Below are 20371 nucleotides of genomic sequence, written 5' to 3'. Positions count from 1 at the left end.
AATTAATTAATATGAAACTAAAGTTCAATGGAATCTTAGTACTATTATTAGTACTAATGGCGCAACTCACTTTTGCGCAAGAAAGACCAGTAACGGGTACCGTTTCGGATGATACCGGAATGCCATTGCCTGGTGTAAGTGTGCTGGTTAAAGGCACCAAAAACGGAACACAAACTGATTTTGACGGAAAATTTGTTTTGAAAGCAAGTGCCAGTCAAACAATTATCTTTAGTTACATAGGGATGCAAACTAAAGAAATCAAAGCAACTTCTGTTAACTTAAAAGTAAAACTAGAAAGTACCGCTCAAGAGTTAGATGGCGTAGTGGTTACGGCACTAGGTGTCAGTAGAGACAAAAAATCCTTAGGATACTCCTCTCAAAAGCTTGAAGCAGAAGCTATCAGCACCACACCTACCACAAATTTTTTAAATAATTTAACCGGTAAAGTAGCTGGTCTTGAGGTACGAAGCAATTCTAACTTTGGAGGATCTACTAATATTGTATTGAGAGGGATTAAAAGTATCACCGGTAACAACCAAGCCTTAATTGTTGTAGATGGAGTACCTTTAAACAATTCTAATTTAAATACTACAGACACTAAAAATGGTAGAGGTGGTTTTGACTTTGGTAACTCTGCCTCAGATATAGACCCAAATAATGTGGAGTCTGTAAACGTATTAAAAGGAGCCGCAGCTACGGCTTTATACGGAAGTTCTGCTGCAAATGGAGCCATCATGATTACTACCAAAAAAGGAAAGAAAAACACCGGACTTGGAGTTTCGTTTAGCTCTACAGCTTCTGTAGGAACCATTGACAAATCCACCTTTGTGGAATACCAAAAACAATACGGTGGTGGTGGTTATGACGGGAACGACAACTTACTTGTTCAAGATGTTAATGGCGACGGTATAGACGATCTATTAGTACCAACGGGGCATGACATGTCTTATGGTAATGCTTTTGATCCAAATTTGCAAGTTTATAATTGGAATGCTTTTGCTCCTGGTAATGCAAATTTTGGAAAAACAACTCCTTGGGTTGCTGCCAAAAATGACCCAACTACTTTTTTTGAAAAAGCATTCAGTACTGTTAATAGTTTAAACTTAAATGGTGGAGACGCCACAAGTTCATTCAATTTAAGTATAACCAATAATTCTGACAAAGGGGTTATGCCTAATAGTAGCCTTAAAAGAAATATCATTAACGGTAGTTTTTCTAAAGATTTAAGCACTAAATTGACCGCAACGGCTTTCTTTACCCTTACGGATCAAAACACAATTGGTAGAAATAGCATTGGTTATGGAGATAATTTACTAACGAGTTTCAGACAATGGTGGCAAACCAACGTGGACATCAAAGAACAGAAACAAGAGTATTTTAGAAACCATGAAAATATCACTTGGAATATGACAGACCCAACATCCGGAAATTTAAGCCCCCAATACTGGAATAACCCATATTGGGATAGATACGAAAACTACCAAAGTGATGTTAGACGCCGATTTTTGACTGGTGCTAATCTAAGCTATGATGTTACCGACAAATTTAATTTATTGGCAAGGGTTACTATTGACAATTCAAACGACAGACAAGAACTCCGAAAAGCAAAAGGAAGTCATGCAGAAGAATTTGGAGTAAGTCAAATTAACGAATCTTCGGGTTATGCTTTATACACCAGAGCATTCATGCAACAAACTTATGATTTCATTGCAACCTACGATTTTAAATTAGCCGACAAAGTAGGAGCCAAAATATTAGGAGGAGGTACATTCGTAAAATCTACAATGGACTCTTTCAACGGATCTACTACTGGTGGACTAGTGAAACCTGGTTTATATACTCTAGCGAACTCAAATACTTTTGTAGCGCCAGTGGAACGCGAAATCAATTCCGAAAAATCTGGATTATACACTCAAGTTTCTTTGGACTACAACAGAACCTTATATTTAGAAGGATCTTATCGTCGAGACCAATCAACAAGCCTATATGTAGACAACAACACCTATGATTATTTCTCCATAGGATCTAGTTTTGTATTCTCTGAAGTTTTAAAAACAGATTGGTTGTCCTTAGGAAAATTAAGACTTAACTATGCACAAGTAGGAAATGATCCTGAAGCGGGTATATTGGGTGCCAGAATAAACAATGCTTTATTGAATGGTAATCCATTATTTGAAAACAGCAGCACTTTTGTAGATTTTAAAAACTTAAAACCTGAAACTCAAAAAAGTTGGGAAGCTGGTCTAGAAGCATCTATCTTAAAAAATAGAATAACACTTGATTTATCTGTTTATAAAACCAATACAGAAGATCAAATATTTAATGTACCACAATCTCCTGCTACAGGTTACAGCTTTTCACAAGTTAATGCTGGTGAACTTGAAAACAAGGGAATTGAAATCGCTTTATCTGGATCTCCAATTAAAACCAAAGATTTTCAATGGCAAGTTGGTGTAAACTGGTCTAAAAATAAAAACAAAGTTCTTTCTTTAAACCAAGGTAGAACCAATTTAAAATTAGCTGGTTGGAACCAAAATGTATCTCTTAACGCTACTGTTGGAGAACAATATGGCGCCATTAGAGGACAAGGAATATTGCGCGATCCAAACGGAAACAAAATTGTAGACAAAGATGGTACATACATTACCGAAGAAGACCAAATAATTGGAAATATCCAAGCAGATTGGATTGGTGGTGTATCCAACAGACTTACCTACAAAAATCTTTCTTTCAACTTTCTTGTAGATGTTAAAAAAGGAGGAAGTGTATTTTCACTTGACCAAGCTTACGGACAAGACACCGGAATTAGCACCCAAACTGCTTACATAAATGATTTGGGTAACCCAGTAAGAAACAGCTTAAGTAATGGTGGTGGATACATCAATCCAGGAGTAATGTTGGACAAAGACAACAATTATGTACCAAACACAACACGTGTAAATGCTTCGGATTCAAGTGAGGCATTTGGGGAAGGATTTGGAGTATCTGCAAACCCAAACAGCAACTATGTATACGATGCGTCGTATGTTAAATTAAGAGAGATTGGGTTTACCTATTCTATGCCAACAAAATACCTTAAAGACGCTTTCATTAAAGACATGTCCTTTAGCGTGATAGGTAATAATGTTTGGATTATACACAAAAATTTACCAGACGCAGATCCTGAAGCAGGAACCTCTTCAGGTAACATACAAGGCTTCCAGTCTGGAGTTATGCCTTCGGTTAAAGTATATTCATTTAACGTAAAAGTAAAATTCTAAACAATGAAAAAAAGTATATTTTCAATAGCAATATTGTCGTTATTTATGACAAGTTGCGTAAATGATAGCGTTGATTTCAACGAGAACAAAGACGCCGCATACAACGTACCAGCAGAAACATTATTAGCAAATTCTCAAAAAGAGCTAACCAAACAATTATCAAGTCCAAACGTAAATGAGGGTGCCATTTTTAGATATTTTCCACAATATCTAGCAGCAACTCAATACACAACTGAGTCTAGATATAGAATTAGCTCCCGATCTATTGCAGATCGTCATTGGAGAATTATGTACGCCACCGTATTGGGTGGTCTGGAGTCTGCCAAAAACATTATCCAAGAAACTACAGCTGCAGATACCAAAGCTTCTGTAGAACAAAGAAACAAACTAGCCATCATAGATGTATTACAAGTCTATACCTACCAAGTATTGGTAGACTCTTTTGGTGATGTTCCGTATACTGAATCTTTGGATCCAAAAACAAATGTTTTGCCAAAATATGACGATGCTGCAACTATTTACTCTAAGTTAATTGTACGTCTTGATGCTGCAATTGCTAATTTTGATACTGCAAATAAATCGTTCCCATCAGGAGACATCATTTATAATGGTGACGTTGCAAAATGGAAATTATTTGCAAATTCTTTAAAAGTAAAAATCGGTGTAAACCTTATAGAATCTAACCCTACTTTGGCTAAATCTACAATAGAAAGCGCTTACAATAGTGGTGTAATATTGACCAATGCAAATAATGCAACCTTTGAATATGCTGTATCTGCACCAAATTACAACCCTATCTACGAAAACCTAGTAGCCTCTAACAGAAATGATTTTGTAATAGCAGCAACCATTGTAGACAAAATGAATTTTCTAAAAGACCCAAGAAGAACCCGTTACTTTACGGCTCTAGAAGACACTAGTTATTTAGGAGGCGTATATGGTACTACCAATAATTACAACAACTTTTCGCATGTTAATCCAATTTTGACGGTTCCTGAATTTCCTTCCCAATTGCTAGAAGCTACGGAGGTAAACTTTTACTTAGCCGAAGCTGCTGCCAAAGGCATTTCTGTAGGAAACAATACAGAATACTATTACAATAAAGCAATTACAGCCTCTTTTGAAAGCTGGGGGATTGCCAATCAAGCTGCAGGCTATTTAGCCAATCCAGATGTTAGTTTTGCTACCGCTGCTGGCGCTACTGCAGAAGAAAAAATAGCAACACAAGAGTGGATTGCTTTTTACAATAGAGGTTTTGAAGCATGGACAATGTACCGAAGATTAAATTCGCCGGTATTAGTTGCACCAGCAAAAGCCTACTCTGAAGCAGAAGGAGAAGTACCAAAAAGATTAACCTATCCTATAAATGAGCAAACAGTTAATGGCAAAAACTACAAAGATGCCGTTCTTGCCATTGGCGGAGACAAGTTAAAAAATCGTATATTTTGGGATAAAAACTAATCCTTATACACCCTATTATTTTAAACCACCAGTTTCCGCTGGTGGTTTTTTTTTATATCTTTGTAGCATGGAAAAAGAACATCAAATTTTTGGAATTAGAGCTATCATTGAGGCCGTACAGGCGGGAACAACTATAGACAAAGTGTACATTCAAAAAGAAGCCTCCGGCGAATTAATGAAAGATTTAATGAAGGTTATGAAGCGCGCTAACATAAACTTTTCCTATGTGCCCGTTGAAAAACTAAACAAATTAACGCCTAATAACCACCAAGGAGCTGTTGCTACTATATCGCCTATTTCTTTTTTTGATTTAGAGACTTTAATTAACACCGTGGTTGAAAATGGCAAAAAACCGTTGTTTTTGGTTTTAGATCAAATATCCGATGCTCGGAATTTTGGTGCTATTATTAGAACTGCAGAATGTACGGGTGTAAATGGAATTATTATTCAAAAATCTGGTGCAGCACCAGTGAATGGAGATACCGTAAAAACTTCGGCAGGAGCGGTTTTTAATATTCCTATTTGTAAAGTTGAGCACATCAAAGACGCTATCTTTCTTTTGCAAGCTAGTGGTATAAAAACGGTTGCAGCCACTGAAAAAACAGATAGTAGCCTATACGAAATAGATTTAAAGGAAGCTGTAGCTATCATTATGGGATCTGAGGATCGTGGTGTAAACCCTTCGGTATTAAAAATAGTCGATGAAAAAGCCAAGTTGCCCATGTTTGGAACCATTGGTTCTTTGAACGTTTCGGTGGCTTGTGGGGCATTTTTGTACGAGGCCGTTAGACAAAGAAGCTAAACACTTCTAACCGCATATAAATTAGCATTAAACGAATTAAGACTCTGGTTTTGGTTCGTTTTCTTTTGTTACAACTAGTTCATAATTTACTACTCTATCGGAGCTAAAATATGCAACCGGGATTTCTTCTATGGGTGGCTCGGGTAGGTTTACAAAATTGCCATTGGCATCAAATCGTTGCATAAATTTGTCTTCTGAGGGATCAAAATCTGTTTTTTCCCAATCGTATTTTGCCTTGGTGCGGTACTCGGGGGTTTTAAACAAGATGGCAAAAACAAAGCCAGTTAGCAATCCTGCCAGGTGCCCTTCCCAGGAAATGGCATCATCTACCTTGGGCAAAACATACCAAATCATGCCTCCATATACCAATACTACGGTTAGGGATAAGGCTACGAGTCTAAAGTATTTTGTGAGTATTCCTTTTAGAAATACAAAGCCTACCAAAACATATACCAATCCACTGGCTCCAATATGGTAACTGGATCTGCCGATTAGCCAAGTCAGGCTACCGCTTACTAAAATTCCGGCTACCACTACCACTAGGGAATGTTGTGGATAAAAATATTGGAGTGCTGCCAACAAAACTAGCAATGGCACTGAGTTGTGGTACAAATGACTTAAATTGGCATGTATAAAAGGGCTCCACACGATGCCTTGTAATCCGGAAAATGTTCGGGGCAAAATACCGTTGGTGGTAAAGTTGTAATGAAATCGGATCTCAATCCAATAAACCAACCAGAGGCTTAGAACAAAAAAAAGCGGGAATGCCATTACGGCGTTGGTATATTTAAAATCTTTTTCCATGGGTGGTGTGCTCTTGTTTTGTAAAGGGTATGCAAAAATGAAACCAAATAAAAAGTATGCTATTGTGTCACTTTGCAAACAGGGTTTGGTTTGGAAACGGGATCTATCTTTTTTTTAGCCCAGATCGAAACGGCATCCTTTTTAGTTGCTAGTGAGGAACGAACTTGCAACTAAAAAGATATAGTGGAGAGCTGGAATAGCTTCGAATAAAATGCCTAATTTTGCAACATGGAAGCACCATTAGCAGAACGCATACGACCTCAGAATTTAAACGATTATATTAGTCAGTCTCATTTAGTAGGGCCTAACGGCTCTTTGACGCATCAAATTTCTAAAGGAATTATTCCTTCGTTGATTTTGTGGGGGCCGCCTGGTACCGGAAAAACTACTCTGGCGCAAATAATTGCACAGGAGTCTAAGCGGCCTTTTTATATTTTGAGTGCTATCAATTCGGGGGTTAAAGATATTCGAGAGGTTATTGAAAAAGCAAAACAAAGTGGGGGGTTGTTTACGACCAAGAATCCTATCTTGTTTATTGATGAGATCCATCGGTTTAGCAAATCCCAACAAGACTCGCTTTTGGCGGCTGTCGAAAAAGGTTGGATTACGCTGATTGGTGCTACCACTGAAAATCCTAGTTTTGAGGTCATCCCTGCTCTTTTGTCTCGTTGTCAGGTATATATTTTGAATGCTTTTAGTAAAGAGGATTTGGAGGCACTGTTGCGGCAAGCGTTACGTAGAGATGTTTATTTAAAATCCAAGAATATTTTGCTAGAGGAAACTGAGGCGCTTCTTCGGTTGTCTGGCGGTGATGGCCGTAAGTTGCTAAATATATTTGAACTGGTTATACATGCTGCCACTACGGATCCCATTGTTATTACCAACGAGCGGGTTTTGGAGTTGGTGCAACAAAACACGGTATTGTATGACAAAAGCGGAGAACAGCATTATGATATTGTATCGGCTTTTATAAAATCCATTCGGGGTAGCGATCCCAATGCGGCGGTATATTGGCTGGCTAGAATGATTGAAGGTGGCGAGGATGTCAAGTTTATTGCCAGACGCTTGCTTATTTTGTCTAGTGAAGATATTGGTTTGGCAAACCCTACTGCTTTTATAATGGCAAATAATACGTTTCAGGCGGTAAGCACGATTGGGTATCCTGAGAGTAGAATTATCTTGAGTCAGTGTGCTATTTATTTGGCAACTTCGCCTAAAAGCAATGCTTCGTATTTGGCCATTGGTGCGGCGCAACAGTTGGTGAAGCAAACTGGAGATTTATCGGTTCCAATTCATTTGCGTAATGCGCCCACTAAATTAATGCAAGAATTGGGTTATGGCCAGGAGTACCACTATTCGCATGATTATCAAAATAATTTTGCGGCCCAAGAGTACCTACCCGAAGAGGTAAAAAACACGCCGCTATATTCTCCTGGAACCAATGCTAGAGAAAACACTACTAGAGATTTTTTAAAAAACCGTTGGAAAGACAAATACGGTTATTGAATCTGTTTGGAAAGGTTAGGGCTTTTAAAGAAATTTTTTGAGCTCCAATAAGTGCTGTATTTGCTTAATAGTAGCGGTAACTGGAGTTTGGCTTTCATTAAAAAAAATAGCATCCAAACCTATATCCAAAGCGCCTTTTATATCGGCATGAAAGGAGTCTCCAATCATAATGCTGGTTGTTTTTTGTGCTTTGGCTTGATCTAAGGCGTACTCAAAAATAATGGGGTTTGGTTTTTTGGCTCCTACTTGATCGGAATTTGTGATGGTTGCAAAATAGTCTTTTAGGTTTGCGTTATGTATTTTTTGGTCTTGAACTTGGGCAAATCCATTGGTAATGATATGCAGGTTGTATTTTGGTTTTAGGTAGTCTAAGATTTCTAAAGCGCCTTCAAACAACAACTTGTTTTGGGGCAAACCAATCAAATATTGCTGTGCCACTTGGGCAATTTGCGCATCCGAAATTATATAATTTATAGCATCGAAGGACTGTTTGAGTCTGTTGTAACGTAACTCTTCAAAACCAATTTGGTCCAATTGGTATTGTTGCCAGCAGGCTTGATTGATTGGGATGTATTTTGCAATAAAGGGTTCTATTGCTATAGAAGGATGGCTGTTGGCAAATATTTTGGTGAAGGTAATTTCTGAATTTTTATCAAAATCCCAAAGGGTGTGGTCTAAGTCAAAAAACACGTCCCGAATGTTGGTTATTTTCATTGGTTTTATTTAAAGCATTTCTGCATCTGTGAAACTAAAGTAATGGGTCTCGGTAACAATAACATGGTCCAAAACTTTAATATCTAAGCTCTGGCCTGCAAGCACTAGTTTTTGGGTAATGCGTTTGTCTGCATCACTAGGTATCAATGAGCCTGAGGGATGGTTATGGCACAGAATTAAAGCCGTGGCGCCACGCTCCAAAGCGCATTTAAAAACAATACGCACATCTACTAGTGTGCCAGTAATACCGCCTTTGCTTAATTGCAACTTGGACACTACCTTGTTAGAATTATTGAGATAAATAATCCAAAACTCTTCGTGCGAGAGTTCTCCTATTACGGGTTGCATTAGTTCAAAAATAGCTTTACTTGAGGTTATTTTTACCAGATCCAAGGCTGCTTCGGCTCTGCGACGGCGTCCCAACTCTAAGGCGGCAATAATGGCTATTGCCTTTGCCTCTCCTATTCCTTTATGCGCCATTAATTGTTCCATGGAGAGTTTCCCTAAGGCACTTAGGTTGTTGGTCACTCCTGCCAAAATTCTTTTGCTTAATGCCACAGCAGATTCGTTACGGCTGCCCGAACCGATCAGTATAGCAATGAGTTCTGCATCGCTCAAAGCACCTTTGCCTTTGTAGATAAGCTTTTCTCTAGGTTTGTCTTCTTGAGACCAATCTTTTATAGAAAAATGGTTTGGCAACATCGTATCGGATTTAGATTATTCTGATAGCACTACGTGGGCTTCAAATTTCTTCCAAACTAAAAATAAAATAACTTTGGAGCTTTATCCTATCCTTAATTTTAGGTTAAATCATCCCGAATACTCGAGATGATTTAATTTTATACTTTGATAAAAAAACCTGTAGATGCCTAAAAAATACAGGGGTATTCCATCCGCGCTTTTAGCTGCTCTAGGTCTAGACCGCCATAATTACCAGAACTCATCAATAACAAAGCTGTATTGGTAAAATCTTGCTCCAAAAGATACGCTTCAAACTCCTTAGGATTGGTATAAATAACGAGGTCTTTTCGGTTAAAAGCCGTTGCTATTTGCTGGTAGGTTACCTCTTCTAGTTGCTTAATTTTTACGGCATCTGGAGAGTAAAACACCACGGCTTGGTCTGCATACGCCAAGGCTCCTTCGTACTCTTTCAAGAATGTTGCATTCAGACTACTGTAGGTATGCAGCTCCAAACAGGCTAGTAATTTATGATTTGGATATTGCTCCTTCACTGCCTTGGTGGTTGCTGCCACTTTGCTTGGCGAATGGGCAAAATCTTTATAAGCCACACTGGTTTTGCTCTCTGCAATTTTCTCTAGTCTTTTGGAGGCTCCTTTAAAGCTAGCAATGGCCTCATAAAATTCGGCCTCATCAACCCCCATGTTTTGACAAATCCACTTGGCTCCTGCCAAATTGTTTAAGTTATGCGCCCCAAAAACGGCAATAGGCATAGCACCTTCTGGTGTTTCCAATAGGGTAACTCCGTTTTCTACTTTGTACTCTGGTGTCGTATAGGCTAATTTTCGGATTGGATTAGTGGCTGCTTCGGCTATAGTTGCAACGGCACTGTCTTCTTGATTGTAAACCAAAATACCTCCATTGGTAATTTTGCCTATAAATAGTTCAAATTGTTCTACATAATTTTCATACGTAGGAAATACATTAATATGATCCCAAGCAATCCCAGACAACAAGGCAATATTGGGTTGGTATAAATGAAACTTGGGTCTTCTATCTATAGGCGACGATAAATACTCATCTCCTTCTAGAACTATAAAATCATTTTCATCGGTAAGATGCACCATAGTGTCAAAGCCTTCTAATTGGGCTCCCACCATATAATCTACCGCAATATCATGATAATGCATTACGTGCAAAATCATAGAAGTAATGGTAGTTTTTCCGTGAGAACCTCCAATTACTACTCGGGTTTTATTTTTGGATTGCTCATACAAAAATTCTGGATACGAGTAGATCTTTAGCCCTAACTGCTGTGCTTGCAGCAATTCTGGGTTGTCTGCCTTTGCATGCATGCCCAAAATCACTGCCTCAATATTGGGTGTGATTTTTTCAGGAAACCAACCCAACGCTTCTGGCAGTATTCCTTTTTTTTCTAATCGGGATTTTGAGGGCTCAAAAATAGCATCATCACTTCCGGTTACTTGATAGCCTTTGTTTTTTAATGCCAAAGCCAAATTATGCATTGCGCTACCTCCAATAGCTATAAAGTGAGTTCTCATATGGTATGTTAGTTGTTTGTTTTAATTTGTTCTAGTATACTAGCTGCCTTAGCAGGTTCATTCATTTTATTTTTATATAAACTTGCAAGCATTTGGCAACTCTTAACAGAGTTATTACTAGCTACAACTGCATTTTTGTACGCAATCTCTGCCGTTTTATATCGTTGGTAATACTCCTCAATACGGCCTCGAGACATATAGCCATCTACGGCAGTTATGGCAGCCAATTCTTTAGAATATTGAATGGCCTTAACCTCACTCCCACCTACAATTCTAGGCAATTTAAGATACAATTCTATTAAGGCCCAGCGGGCATCAATATGTTTGGGATTAAGCGCAATAGCCTTTTCAAAAGAGGTTTTAATTTCCTCAATCATGCCTAAAGCCTTAAATTTATTTACCTCCAGAGCATGCATTCCGGTAGCGCCACCGTATTTATAGTGATAGTCTGCTACATTAGGCCTAAGATTTTTTGCTCTTTTATAATAGTCTATTGCTTCAGGCCATGCCTTGTAATAGCCCGCCACATCCCCCAAGGCGGCAATAACCACCACATTATAAGGATCCGATTTCAAGAGTGTTTGAAGCACTGGTTTGGCTTGAGCATATTGTTTGTTATCCAACATTTTTTGGGCACGATCCAGACCAACTTGTGCAAAAAGAATCCAAGGAAATAATAAAAGTAACAGCTGTTTCATTTTTCAAAAATAAGCATTTTATACAAGTCTAAAAAAGATTATTAATTAACATTAAAATCCCAAAGCATAATACAATAGAAAACTTAAAAACACCTTATAATAACACCTACCCAGTAAATTAGCAATCTAAATTTAAACCCAAATTACCCAAGCAACCACCCAAAAACAACTGTTTTTAAAATCAAACACGCGTTGCTTAAAGTACCACCACGTTATATGAAAATATTTTATGCCATTCAAGCCACAGGAAACGGACACATCAGCAGAGCAACCCAACTCTATCCCTATTTATTAAAACACGGTAGCGTCGATTTTTTTTTGAGCGGCAACAACGCCAGTCTAAGCCCCGGCATACCCATTAAATTTAAAAGTAACGGTTGCAGTTTGCATTACAGCAAATGCGGCGGATTAGACTATTGGAACATTCTAAAAAACATCCAACCCAGACAAGTTTACAAAGACGCAGACAGCCTACCACTCAAAGACTATGACGTAATCATTAACGATTTTGACGCCATAACCTCCTTAGCCTGCAAAATGCAAAAAATCCCATCGGTACAATTTGGACATCAAGCCAGTTTTATCTCTCCAAACACCCCTAGGCCCGAAAACAAAAGTTTTATGGGCGAAATGATTTTAAAACACTATGCCAACGCCCCAAAAAACATCGGCCTACACTTTGAAAAATATGCCGACTTCATCCGTCCACCAATCATCAAAGACCAAATACTAGAGGCCAACCCCAAAAACCTAAAACACATCACCGTATACCTTCCATCCTTTGATAAAGACTGCCTCCAAAAAGCCTTCCATACCCTACATGAAGTGCACTTTGATTGGTTTCTGTCTGGCGTAACCCACCAACACCGCATCGGCAATATCACCTACTATCCCGTAAACCAAAAAGACTTTAACCAAAGCCTCATTAATTGCGAAGGCATCATCACCGGAGGCGGCTTTGAAACCCCCGCCGAAGCATTATATTTAGGCAAAAAAGTCCTTTCCATCCCTATCCGCAACCATTACGAACAAGAGTGCAACGCAGCAGCACTCCAAAAAATGGGCGTTCCGGTAGTCTACGACGTAGACAAAAACTTTAGCGACACCATTGCCGATTGGCTCAACGCAACCCTACTATATCCAAAAATAGAAGCCAACAACATTCCCGAAACCCTAGAGTATTTATTTGACACCTACAACAACCCCATCTAGGGAATGCCCCGCTAAAAAAAGCGGGTCGGGCTATACGCTCCAATCTTTTTGGAGTAAAAAAACTCCAAAAAGGATTTCTGCTACTATCCCTCATTCAAAGCCAAAACCATACACAAAAACAAAAATTAATAAAAAATTAAACTAAAAAACCCTCCAAAAGCATTATTTTAGTTAAATTAGTACTTATTAATTCTAAAAAAACAAAAAATGGGTTTATTATCATTTATCAAAGGAGCAGGAACCAAACTATTTGGCAAAAAGGAAGAAGAAGCTCCAGTAGCCGAAAAAGAAACCTTAAAAGCAAGCGCACTCTTGGCACACGTACAAGCACTAAAGCTACCCTTTAAGAGTATAAAAGTACTCCTACAAGGCGAAAAAGTAATTCTACAAGGCGAAGTAGAAAACCAAGTAGACGCCGAAAAAATTGCACTAGCCGTAGGAAACATTGACGGCGTATCTGAGGTAGACAACCAAATGAATGTAGCCATCCAAGAACCAGAAGCCAGATACCACACCGTAGTTAGCGGCGATTGGTTATCTAAAATTGCCAAAACCTACTACGGAGACGCCAATAAATTTGATGTAATTTTTGAGGCCAACAAACCCATGCTTACAGATCCAGATAAAATCTATCCAGGACAAGTTTTAAGAATTCCAAATTTGTAAAAACAAACCTCAAAATACCAAAAAATCCACTTCAAGTAATTTGAATTAAAATACCCCAAAGGTTTACAAACCATTTGGGGTATTTTTTTTTAAAAAACTTAGTCGCATCATCCTTTACAAACCAACATCAAGGATCTTCAGAAATGTTTGTTTTCTTTTGTAAAAAACTATATTTGTTGCAAAATTTTAAAAAACATATTATGAAATTTAGAAAATTACTTTTTTTATTGCTGGGAACTACCCTTTATAGCTATGCACAACCCGCTGATGCAGTATTGTACCAACTATTATTAAATGCAAACAACACAAATACTATTGCCTTAGATAATACTGGTAACGCAATAACCATTGATAATGGTGACGGAATAATCACCGCCGCAGAAGCACAACAGGTTTATGCCTTAAACCTAAAACATACCTACGGAAATCGTATTGTAAGGCTTGATGATTTGCAGATATTTACTAACCTAAATGTGCTTGACCTCTATGATAATAATATTTCAAGCATTGCACCAATTCATCAATTACCTATCAAAGAATTAGACCTCGGCTTCAATAGAGCTTTAGAATTACAGGTTTTAGACTTAACTGCATTAACTAATTTACAAAAAATTTCAGCTGTTGCTATTGGACTAAATGGCATCACAGTAAACAATTTGACTAACTTAACGTTTATTGATGTAAGTTACAATTTCATTACTAATATTGATATAACCTCCAACCCTAACTTAGAACAATTGTTTTTAAACTACAACACCGTTAACGCAATTAGTTACAATAGTCCTAATTCTTTAAAAATACTTCACGCAGAAAAAAACAACCTATCTACTTCTTTTTTTGTTAACATGACAAACTTAGAAGATTTAGTCCTGTCTGAAAACCAATATTCCACTCTTGATGTAACCTCTTTAAATAATTTAAAAAAACTAACTTGTGACTATAATCAAATCACAAGTTTAAACTTAGGTGCATTAAATCAAATTACAAACCTGAGTTGTGCTAATAATCAATTAACCAATTTATCGCTTACTAATTTAGTAACACTAGAAGACTTAAGATGTAGCAACAACCTATTAACTACATTAGATGTTTTAGAATCTCCCCTTTTAAACACTTTGATTTGTAGCTATAACTCATTAACAACTTTGGATCTATCCAACGCAAGTTTACTTAGTTCTTTAGCTTGCAACAACAATAACTTAAGTTCTTTGTATTTAAAAAATAATGGGCCTTCTTTAAATGGGGAAGGTTTTTCTTTTAATAATAATCCCAATATAAATTACATCTGCGAAGATGCTTCAGAAATTAATTTTATCAATGATTTTCTAATACAATATGGTTATACCGGCGTTACAGTAACATCCAATTGTACCTTAGGCACAACTGCTGTAACTACCAAACCAGCTAATTATACCTTAAGTCCAAATCCAACTGATGGAATTTTAAACCTAGCGTATTCTGACAATACGGAAAACATTATTTCCATTAGCGTTTTTAATACTCTTGGACAAGAGGTGCTTTACACCCAATCTAATTTCAAAAAAATAGATTTATCTTCCTTAATTTCAGGAAATTATATTGTTAAAATAACAACTAAAGTTGGCGTCTTAACCAGTAAAATAATTAAGCATTAAATACCTGTAGACTCCCTACAAAAACACAACACTATTTGGGATGTTTTTACACAAACTATGTTAGATATTCTGACGCATTAAGTCATCGTACCTTAGCATTAGCTTACAGATCCAGATAAAATCTATCCAGGACAAGTTTTAAGAATTCCAAATTTGTAAAAACAAACCTCCAAATACCAAAAAATCCGCTTCAAGTAATTTGAAGCGGATTTTTTAGTATCTCAATATGCCAAAGCAGTTAATCATTCAGCATTTTCCAAAGTTTGTCTTTTAACTCCGTTAAACCTTGCTGCGCCACCGAAGAAATAAACATATACGGCACGTCTTTAAAAGCAACATCGAGTTCCGTTTTTAATTCTGCACGCAATTCATCATCAAGCATATCGCATTTTGAGATAACTAACAAACGTTCTTTATCCAACATCTCCGGGTTGTATTTAGTTAACTCGTTTACCAGAATCTCGTATTCTGCTTTAATATCTGGAGTATCCACAGGCACTAAAAACAACAAGGTAGAGTTGCGCTCAATATGGCGTAAAAAATAATGTCCCAAACCTTTACCCTCGGCAGCACCTTCTATAATTCCCGGAATATCCGCAATTACAAACGATTGAAAATCTCTGTAAGACACAATCCCTAAGTTGGGCTTTAGGGTAGTAAAGGGATAATCTGCAATTTTAGGTTTAGCCGAAGTCAATACAGACAATAAGGTAGATTTTCCTGCATTTGGAAACCCTACCAATCCAACATCTGCCAATACCTTAAGTTCTAGTATTACATCGCTCTCCGTACCTGGCAATCCTGGCTGAGAATATCGTGGGGTTTGGTTGGTAGAACTCCTAAAGTGCCAGTTTCCTAAACCTCCCTTACCTCCTCTTGAGAGTACTTGACGTTCTCCATCTTCGGTAATTTCGAACAAGATTTCTCCGGTTTCTTTGTCTTTTACAACTGTTCCTAAAGGCACTTCAATAAACTTATCTTCGCCATCGGCACCAGTGCTTCGGTCGCCACTACCATCGCCTCCGTTTCCTGCCTTGACGTGTCTGGCAAATTTAAGATGAAACAAAGTCCAGAGTCCTTTGTTACCAACTAAATATACGTGCCCGCCTCGACCTCCATCTCCTCCATCTGGCCCGCCTTTTTCAATAAATTTTTCTCTGTGCAAGTGCGTAGATCCTTTTCCTCCCTTACCGGAAGAAACAAATATTTTTACGTAATCTACAAAATTTCCCTCAGTCATTGTTTTAAGTATTCTGTGTGCCGTTTATAGGTTGTATTGGTTCTGTGGTGGCAAAACGTTCCTAAAACAAACCACAATTTAATAGTATAAAGTGCGTAGCAAAGATCCGTAAACCAGGAACTCCAAACGCTTCTTCTTTTTTATTCTTGTAATGCTTTTACCATTACTTTATCAATTTTAATTCCATCCATGTCGATCACTTCTAACTTAAATTTATTCCAAATTAGCTGCTCTCCTTGTTTTGGAATATGAGACAATTCGGTCATTATCAAACCACTAACAGTGGTTACGTCATAATCTTGTATTAAGTCATCTAACTCAAAATAGGTCAGAAAATCATGCAGCGAATAATGTCCATCTACTAACCAAGATCCATCTTCTCGTTCGACTAACTGAAAATCATCTCTATAAAACTCTGAGGCATCCCCCACAAGGGCTTCTAAAATGTCATTTAAGGTTATAATTCCCTGAAAAACACCATACTCATCCGAAACAAATGCATAGTGAATGCCACTTTTTTTAAACTGCTCCAATGCTTTGTATGCAGTGGTGTGTTCGATCATGTATGGCGCATCGGTTAGTATGGAGGAGAGATCAAAATCTTCGTGATCTATATTGGCAAAGATACTTTTCAAATTAGCAACTCCTACTATATCGTCATAATTCTGATTATAAACCGGATATATGGAGTGCAATTCTTCTAGCATATATGCTTTGATTTGGCTTTTACTTGAGGCTAAGGGCAAAAATATTACGGATTTGCGATGGGTCATTAAGGAGTTGATTTTTCGGTCTCCAATATGAAAAACCCGCTCCACAATATCTTGTTCTATCTCTTGCACTTCGCCGCCTTCGGTGCCTTCTTTAATAATGGCTTTGATTTCTTCTTCGGTTACTTTTCCGTCTGCGGTAGGCCGTATTTGCAACACGTTTAATAAAAACTCGGTAGAATGGGTGAGCAACCAAATGAAAGGTGCCGTAATGATGGACACTATTTTCATGGGCATGGCTACTTTTTTGGCTATGGCTTCGGGATGGTTTAAACCGATCCTTTTAGGAAGTAACTCCCCTAATACCAACGAAAAAAAGGTTAAAACCACTACTACTACTCCCACTGCTATTGTTGGTGCATAGGGTTTTAATACCGCAATGGAGCCAACAAAAGACTGTACGTCTGTGGTGATTTTGTCTCCACTGTAAATACCGGTCAGGATACCAATTAGGGTGATGCCTATTTGTACTGCTGACAAAAATTTATTGGGCGCATTGGCTAGCTCTAGGGCTACTTGGGCGCTTTTGTTTCCTTTTTTGGCAGCCGATTCTAGCCTGTTTTTTCGGGCCGAAATTAGTGCAATTTCGGACATAGAAAAAAGTCCATTGAGTAAAATCAGAAAAAATATGATGAGTATTTCCATGGTTTTTTTTAGCCCAGATGGCAGCAGACAAGGGCGCCGCTTGTAAATCTTTATTTTTCTGGTCAAAAAAGAGCGACCGTAAGGAAGCTCCTTTTTTGGCCTAGAAAAATTGGTTTATAAGCAAGAACTTGTAGCGTACAGCTGGAATTGCTTCTTATAAATTATCTATAACTGCACTTAGTCTTACGGTAATTTCTTGGATGGTTCCGATCCCGTTTACGGCATGAAATTTATTTTGCGCTTGGTAGTATCCTATTAATGGGGCTGTTTTTTCGTTGTACTCTTGGTAGCGATTCCGGATTTTTTCTTCGTCTTGGTCGTCTATTCTACCGCTTGTTTTTCCTCTCTCTAGTAAGCGTGCTACCAGAATTTCGTCATCGGCCTCTAGAGCAACCGTTGCCGCTACTTGGGAGCCTATAGATGCCAAAAAGGTGTCTAGGGCTTGGGCTTGGGAGATGGTTCTTGGGTATCCGTCAAATAAAATCCCGTTGGTATCTGGATGCTTGTTTATCTCCTCTAGAAGCATTTTGGTGGTTAGTTCGTCTGGAACTAGATCTCCTGCGTCCATAAAAACTTTACATTGTTTGCCTAGTTCGGTATCGTTTTTTAGGTTGTAACGAAACACATCTCCTGTGGAAATATGGGTTAGATGGTATTTTTCTTTTAAAAATTCTGCTTGTGTTCCTTTTCCGGCTCCTGGTTTCCCAAATAAAACAATATTCGTCATAATTTTTAGTGTATATGTATGGTATGGTTATTTTTTAAATTGCTATACTTCGGGCAAATTTCTTTTTGGTCCGTTATAGATGTACCAAAGTGTTTGTTGCCAAGTTGGATGCTTATTTTGTGTTACAAATAAGGTGCAAAGATAACAATTTATGTGCGGAGAATTTAAAATTAAATCCATAAGAATAACTAGTGTACCAAAATAACTGGTATTTTTGGCAGGAGTATGCACTCCGATCTTTACAAAAATATAGCCAATAGTACCGCCCACAAAGCCAGTAGGTACCGCAATGCTCAATATATATGGGCTAATGCGCACTTGTTTGGTGATTTATTGGCATTGGCGTGGAATACTCAGGACAAAAACCACCACAAAGCCTGCTGGATTATGGAATTAGTTCTGGAAAAAGAATTGTTTTTGCTGGCGGAACATTTGGATGTTTTTTGCGAGGGTCTTTCTTCTTTTTCTAACGAAAGTGCGCTCCGATCGGTGTCTAAAATCTGTCTTTTTGTGAGCCAACACTTAAGCTTGACTGCCCTACAACAGGAGCTAATTACTGAAAATGCTCTGGATTGGCTTATTGCCGAAAACCGAAAAGTTGCCACAAAGGCCTATGCCATCAGAACTTTGTTTGCTTTAGGCAAAAGCCAAGACTGGATTTACCCACAACTATACCGTATTCTTACGGAGGATTATCCCAAACATTCTGCGGGCTATAAAGCCGTTGCGAGAGAAATTTTAAAGAAAATAAAATAGCATTTTTCCGTTTGCGGGATATAAAGTACCTTTGCGGGCAACAAACAACAATACGATGAATTATTTTTCTTCTGATTTTAAATTAGGAATATTAGGTGGCGGACAGCTCGGTAAAATGCTGTTATCGGACACCCGCAAATTAGACATACAAACCTATGTATTAGACCCAAGTGATGAAGCTCCCTCTAGAATGGCTTGTAATAAATTTTTTAAAGGGGATTTGATGGATTTTGAAACCGTGTATCAATTTGGTAAAATGGTGGATGTGCTTACCATCGAAATTGAATTAGTAAACCTGGATGCATTAGAAAAATTAGAAAACGAAGGACTGAGAGTATTTCCTTCGTCCAAAACACTAAAGGCTATTCAGAACAAAGGAAAACAAAAGGATTTTTATGTCGAAAACGGAATTCCGACCTCTAAGCATCTTCGGTTTGTGGATCTATCTGACCTAAAAAAAGCATTAGAAAATGACGAATTAGAGTTTCCGTTTGTGTGGAAATGTGCCGAATTTGGCTATGATGGTAACGGCGTAAAAATAGTTCGTTCTACCTTAGACCTGATCCACTTGCCCGATGTAGAATGTATTGCCGAAGACATGGTGCCATTTAAGAACGAACTTGCGGTTATTGTTTGCCGCAGTCCCTCTGGAGAAATCAAAACCTATCCGGTGGTGGAGATGGAATTTCATCCCGAAGCCAACCAAGTAGAATATGTAATTTGCCCTGCCAGAATTGAGGATGCTGTAGCAGCTAAAGCCAGAGCTATTGCATTGAATGTTTCAGAAAAATTCAATCATGTAGGATTATTGGCCGTAGAGATGTTCCAGACACAAGACGATCAAATACTGGTAAACGAAGTCGCTCCTCGCCCACACAACTCCGGTCATTACTCCATTGAGGCCAGTTATACCTCTCAATTTGAAAACCACATACGCGCCGTTCTGAACCTTCCTCTAGGCAGTACAGATAGCAAAGCAGCCGGAATCATGGTAAACTTAGTGGGTGCAGATGGTTTTTCTGGAAATGTTATTTACGAAAACATCACAACCATTTTGGGTTGGAACGGTGTAACACCACATATTTATGGCAAAAAACAAACCCGCCCTTTTAGGAAAATGGGCCATGTAACCATAGTAAATCAAGATATAAAAGAAGCCAGACGAATTGCCGAGGATGTAAAGAATACCATTAGAGTGATCGCATAATTAAATGATTAAAAAATAGTTGGACTCGA

The 20371-nt window shown here is 38.0% G+C and carries 17 protein-coding genes; 9 read left to right on the top strand and 8 right to left on the bottom strand.

What is annotated here, in order from left to right; all coding sequences use genetic code 11:
• The first annotated feature begins 11 nt into the window (after positions 1-11).
• The 3 genes from LB076_RS05170 to rlmB all read left to right on the top strand — a co-directional run bounded on the left by LB076_RS05170 (position 12) and on the right by rlmB (position 5523).
• Positions 12-3260: a SusC/RagA family TonB-linked outer membrane protein gene (locus LB076_RS05170; protein WP_066334114.1), complete on the top strand. Its 3249-nt coding sequence runs from the start codon at positions 12-14 to the stop codon at positions 3258-3260.
• 3 nt (positions 3261-3263) lie between these two features.
• On the top strand, positions 3264-4721 hold the full coding sequence (locus LB076_RS05165; protein WP_066334117.1) for a SusD/RagB family nutrient-binding outer membrane lipoprotein: 1458 nt from the start codon (positions 3264-3266) through the stop codon (positions 4719-4721).
• Positions 4722-4788: 67 nt separating this feature from the next.
• Entirely contained in the window at positions 4789-5523 is a 735-nt protein-coding gene (gene rlmB / locus LB076_RS05160) for a 23S rRNA (guanosine(2251)-2'-O)-methyltransferase RlmB (protein WP_066334119.1), read from the top strand.
• Between the two features lie 36 nt (positions 5524-5559).
• On the opposite strand, the gene LB076_RS05155 is transcribed toward rlmB, so the two are convergent.
• Positions 5560-6327: a rhomboid family intramembrane serine protease gene (locus tag LB076_RS05155; RefSeq protein ID WP_066334122.1), complete on the bottom strand. Its 768-nt coding sequence runs from the start codon at positions 6325-6327 to the stop codon at positions 5560-5562.
• A 228-nt stretch (positions 6328-6555) separates the two neighbouring features.
• Here LB076_RS05155 and LB076_RS05150 point away from each other — a divergent pair, with 228 nt between their 5' ends.
• The gene (locus tag LB076_RS05150; RefSeq protein ID WP_066334125.1) at positions 6556-7833 is read left to right on the top strand and encodes a replication-associated recombination protein A; all 1278 of its coding nucleotides are present in this window, start codon (positions 6556-6558) and stop codon (positions 7831-7833) included.
• 24 nt (positions 7834-7857) lie between these two features.
• Here the strand turns inward: LB076_RS05150 and LB076_RS05145 are convergent, their stop codons facing one another.
• The 4 genes from LB076_RS05145 to LB076_RS05130 all read right to left on the bottom strand — a co-directional run bounded on the left by LB076_RS05145 (position 7858) and on the right by LB076_RS05130 (position 11485).
• The gene (locus LB076_RS05145) at positions 7858-8547 is read right to left on the bottom strand and encodes a YjjG family noncanonical pyrimidine nucleotidase (protein WP_066334128.1); all 690 of its coding nucleotides are present in this window, start codon (positions 8545-8547) and stop codon (positions 7858-7860) included.
• Positions 8548-8556: 9 nt separating this feature from the next.
• Positions 8557-9249 (bottom strand): RadC family protein, encoded by a 693-nt coding sequence (radC, locus tag LB076_RS05140; protein WP_066334130.1) that lies wholly within the window; start codon positions 9247-9249, stop codon positions 8557-8559.
• 167 nt (positions 9250-9416) lie between these two features.
• Complete coding sequence (locus LB076_RS05135; RefSeq protein ID WP_066334132.1) at positions 9417-10787, bottom strand: UDP-N-acetylmuramate--L-alanine ligase; 1371 nt, start codon at positions 10785-10787, stop codon at positions 9417-9419.
• A gap of 8 nt (positions 10788-10795) precedes the next feature.
• A complete protein-coding gene (locus LB076_RS05130) occupies positions 10796-11485 on the bottom strand; it encodes a tetratricopeptide repeat protein (RefSeq protein WP_066334135.1) in 690 nt (229 codons plus the stop codon).
• Between the two features lie 216 nt (positions 11486-11701).
• Here LB076_RS05130 and LB076_RS05125 point away from each other — a divergent pair, with 216 nt between their 5' ends.
• The 3 genes from LB076_RS05125 to LB076_RS05115 all read left to right on the top strand — a co-directional run bounded on the left by LB076_RS05125 (position 11702) and on the right by LB076_RS05115 (position 14997).
• On the top strand, positions 11702-12697 hold the full coding sequence (locus tag LB076_RS05125) for a glycosyltransferase family protein (protein ID WP_066334138.1): 996 nt from the start codon (positions 11702-11704) through the stop codon (positions 12695-12697).
• A 207-nt stretch (positions 12698-12904) separates the two neighbouring features.
• Positions 12905-13363: a peptidoglycan-binding protein LysM gene (gene lysM, locus LB076_RS05120; RefSeq protein ID WP_066334145.1), complete on the top strand. Its 459-nt coding sequence runs from the start codon at positions 12905-12907 to the stop codon at positions 13361-13363.
• A 200-nt stretch (positions 13364-13563) separates the two neighbouring features.
• Complete coding sequence (locus LB076_RS05115; RefSeq protein ID WP_157776667.1) at positions 13564-14997, top strand: leucine-rich repeat domain-containing protein; 1434 nt, start codon at positions 13564-13566, stop codon at positions 14995-14997.
• A 238-nt stretch (positions 14998-15235) separates the two neighbouring features.
• On the opposite strand, the gene obgE is transcribed toward LB076_RS05115, so the two are convergent.
• The 3 genes from obgE to LB076_RS05100 all read right to left on the bottom strand — a co-directional run bounded on the left by obgE (position 15236) and on the right by LB076_RS05100 (position 18379).
• A complete protein-coding gene (gene obgE / locus LB076_RS05110; protein WP_066334149.1) occupies positions 15236-16237 on the bottom strand; it encodes a GTPase ObgE in 1002 nt (333 codons plus the stop codon).
• 140 nt (positions 16238-16377) lie between these two features.
• Complete coding sequence (locus LB076_RS05105) at positions 16378-17652, bottom strand: hemolysin family protein (protein WP_078055271.1); 1275 nt, start codon at positions 17650-17652, stop codon at positions 16378-16380.
• Positions 17653-17806: 154 nt separating this feature from the next.
• Complete coding sequence (locus LB076_RS05100; protein ID WP_066334153.1) at positions 17807-18379, bottom strand: adenylate kinase; 573 nt, start codon at positions 18377-18379, stop codon at positions 17807-17809.
• Positions 18380-18604: 225 nt separating this feature from the next.
• Between LB076_RS05100 and LB076_RS05090 the strand changes: the two genes are divergently transcribed.
• On the top strand, positions 18605-19135 hold the full coding sequence (locus LB076_RS05090; RefSeq protein WP_066334159.1) for a hypothetical protein: 531 nt from the start codon (positions 18605-18607) through the stop codon (positions 19133-19135).
• 55 nt (positions 19136-19190) lie between these two features.
• Positions 19191-20342, top strand: coding sequence for a 5-(carboxyamino)imidazole ribonucleotide synthase (locus tag LB076_RS05085; RefSeq protein ID WP_066334162.1), 1152 nt, complete (start codon positions 19191-19193; stop codon positions 20340-20342).
• The last annotated feature ends 29 nt before the right edge of the window (positions 20343-20371 follow it).

Source organism: Flavobacterium crassostreae (genome assembly GCF_001831475.1).
Classification (GTDB): domain Bacteria; phylum Bacteroidota; class Bacteroidia; order Flavobacteriales; family Flavobacteriaceae; genus Flavobacterium; species Flavobacterium crassostreae.
The sequence above is the reverse complement of the archived record's forward strand: the minus strand, read 5'-3'. Positions and strand labels throughout refer to the sequence as shown.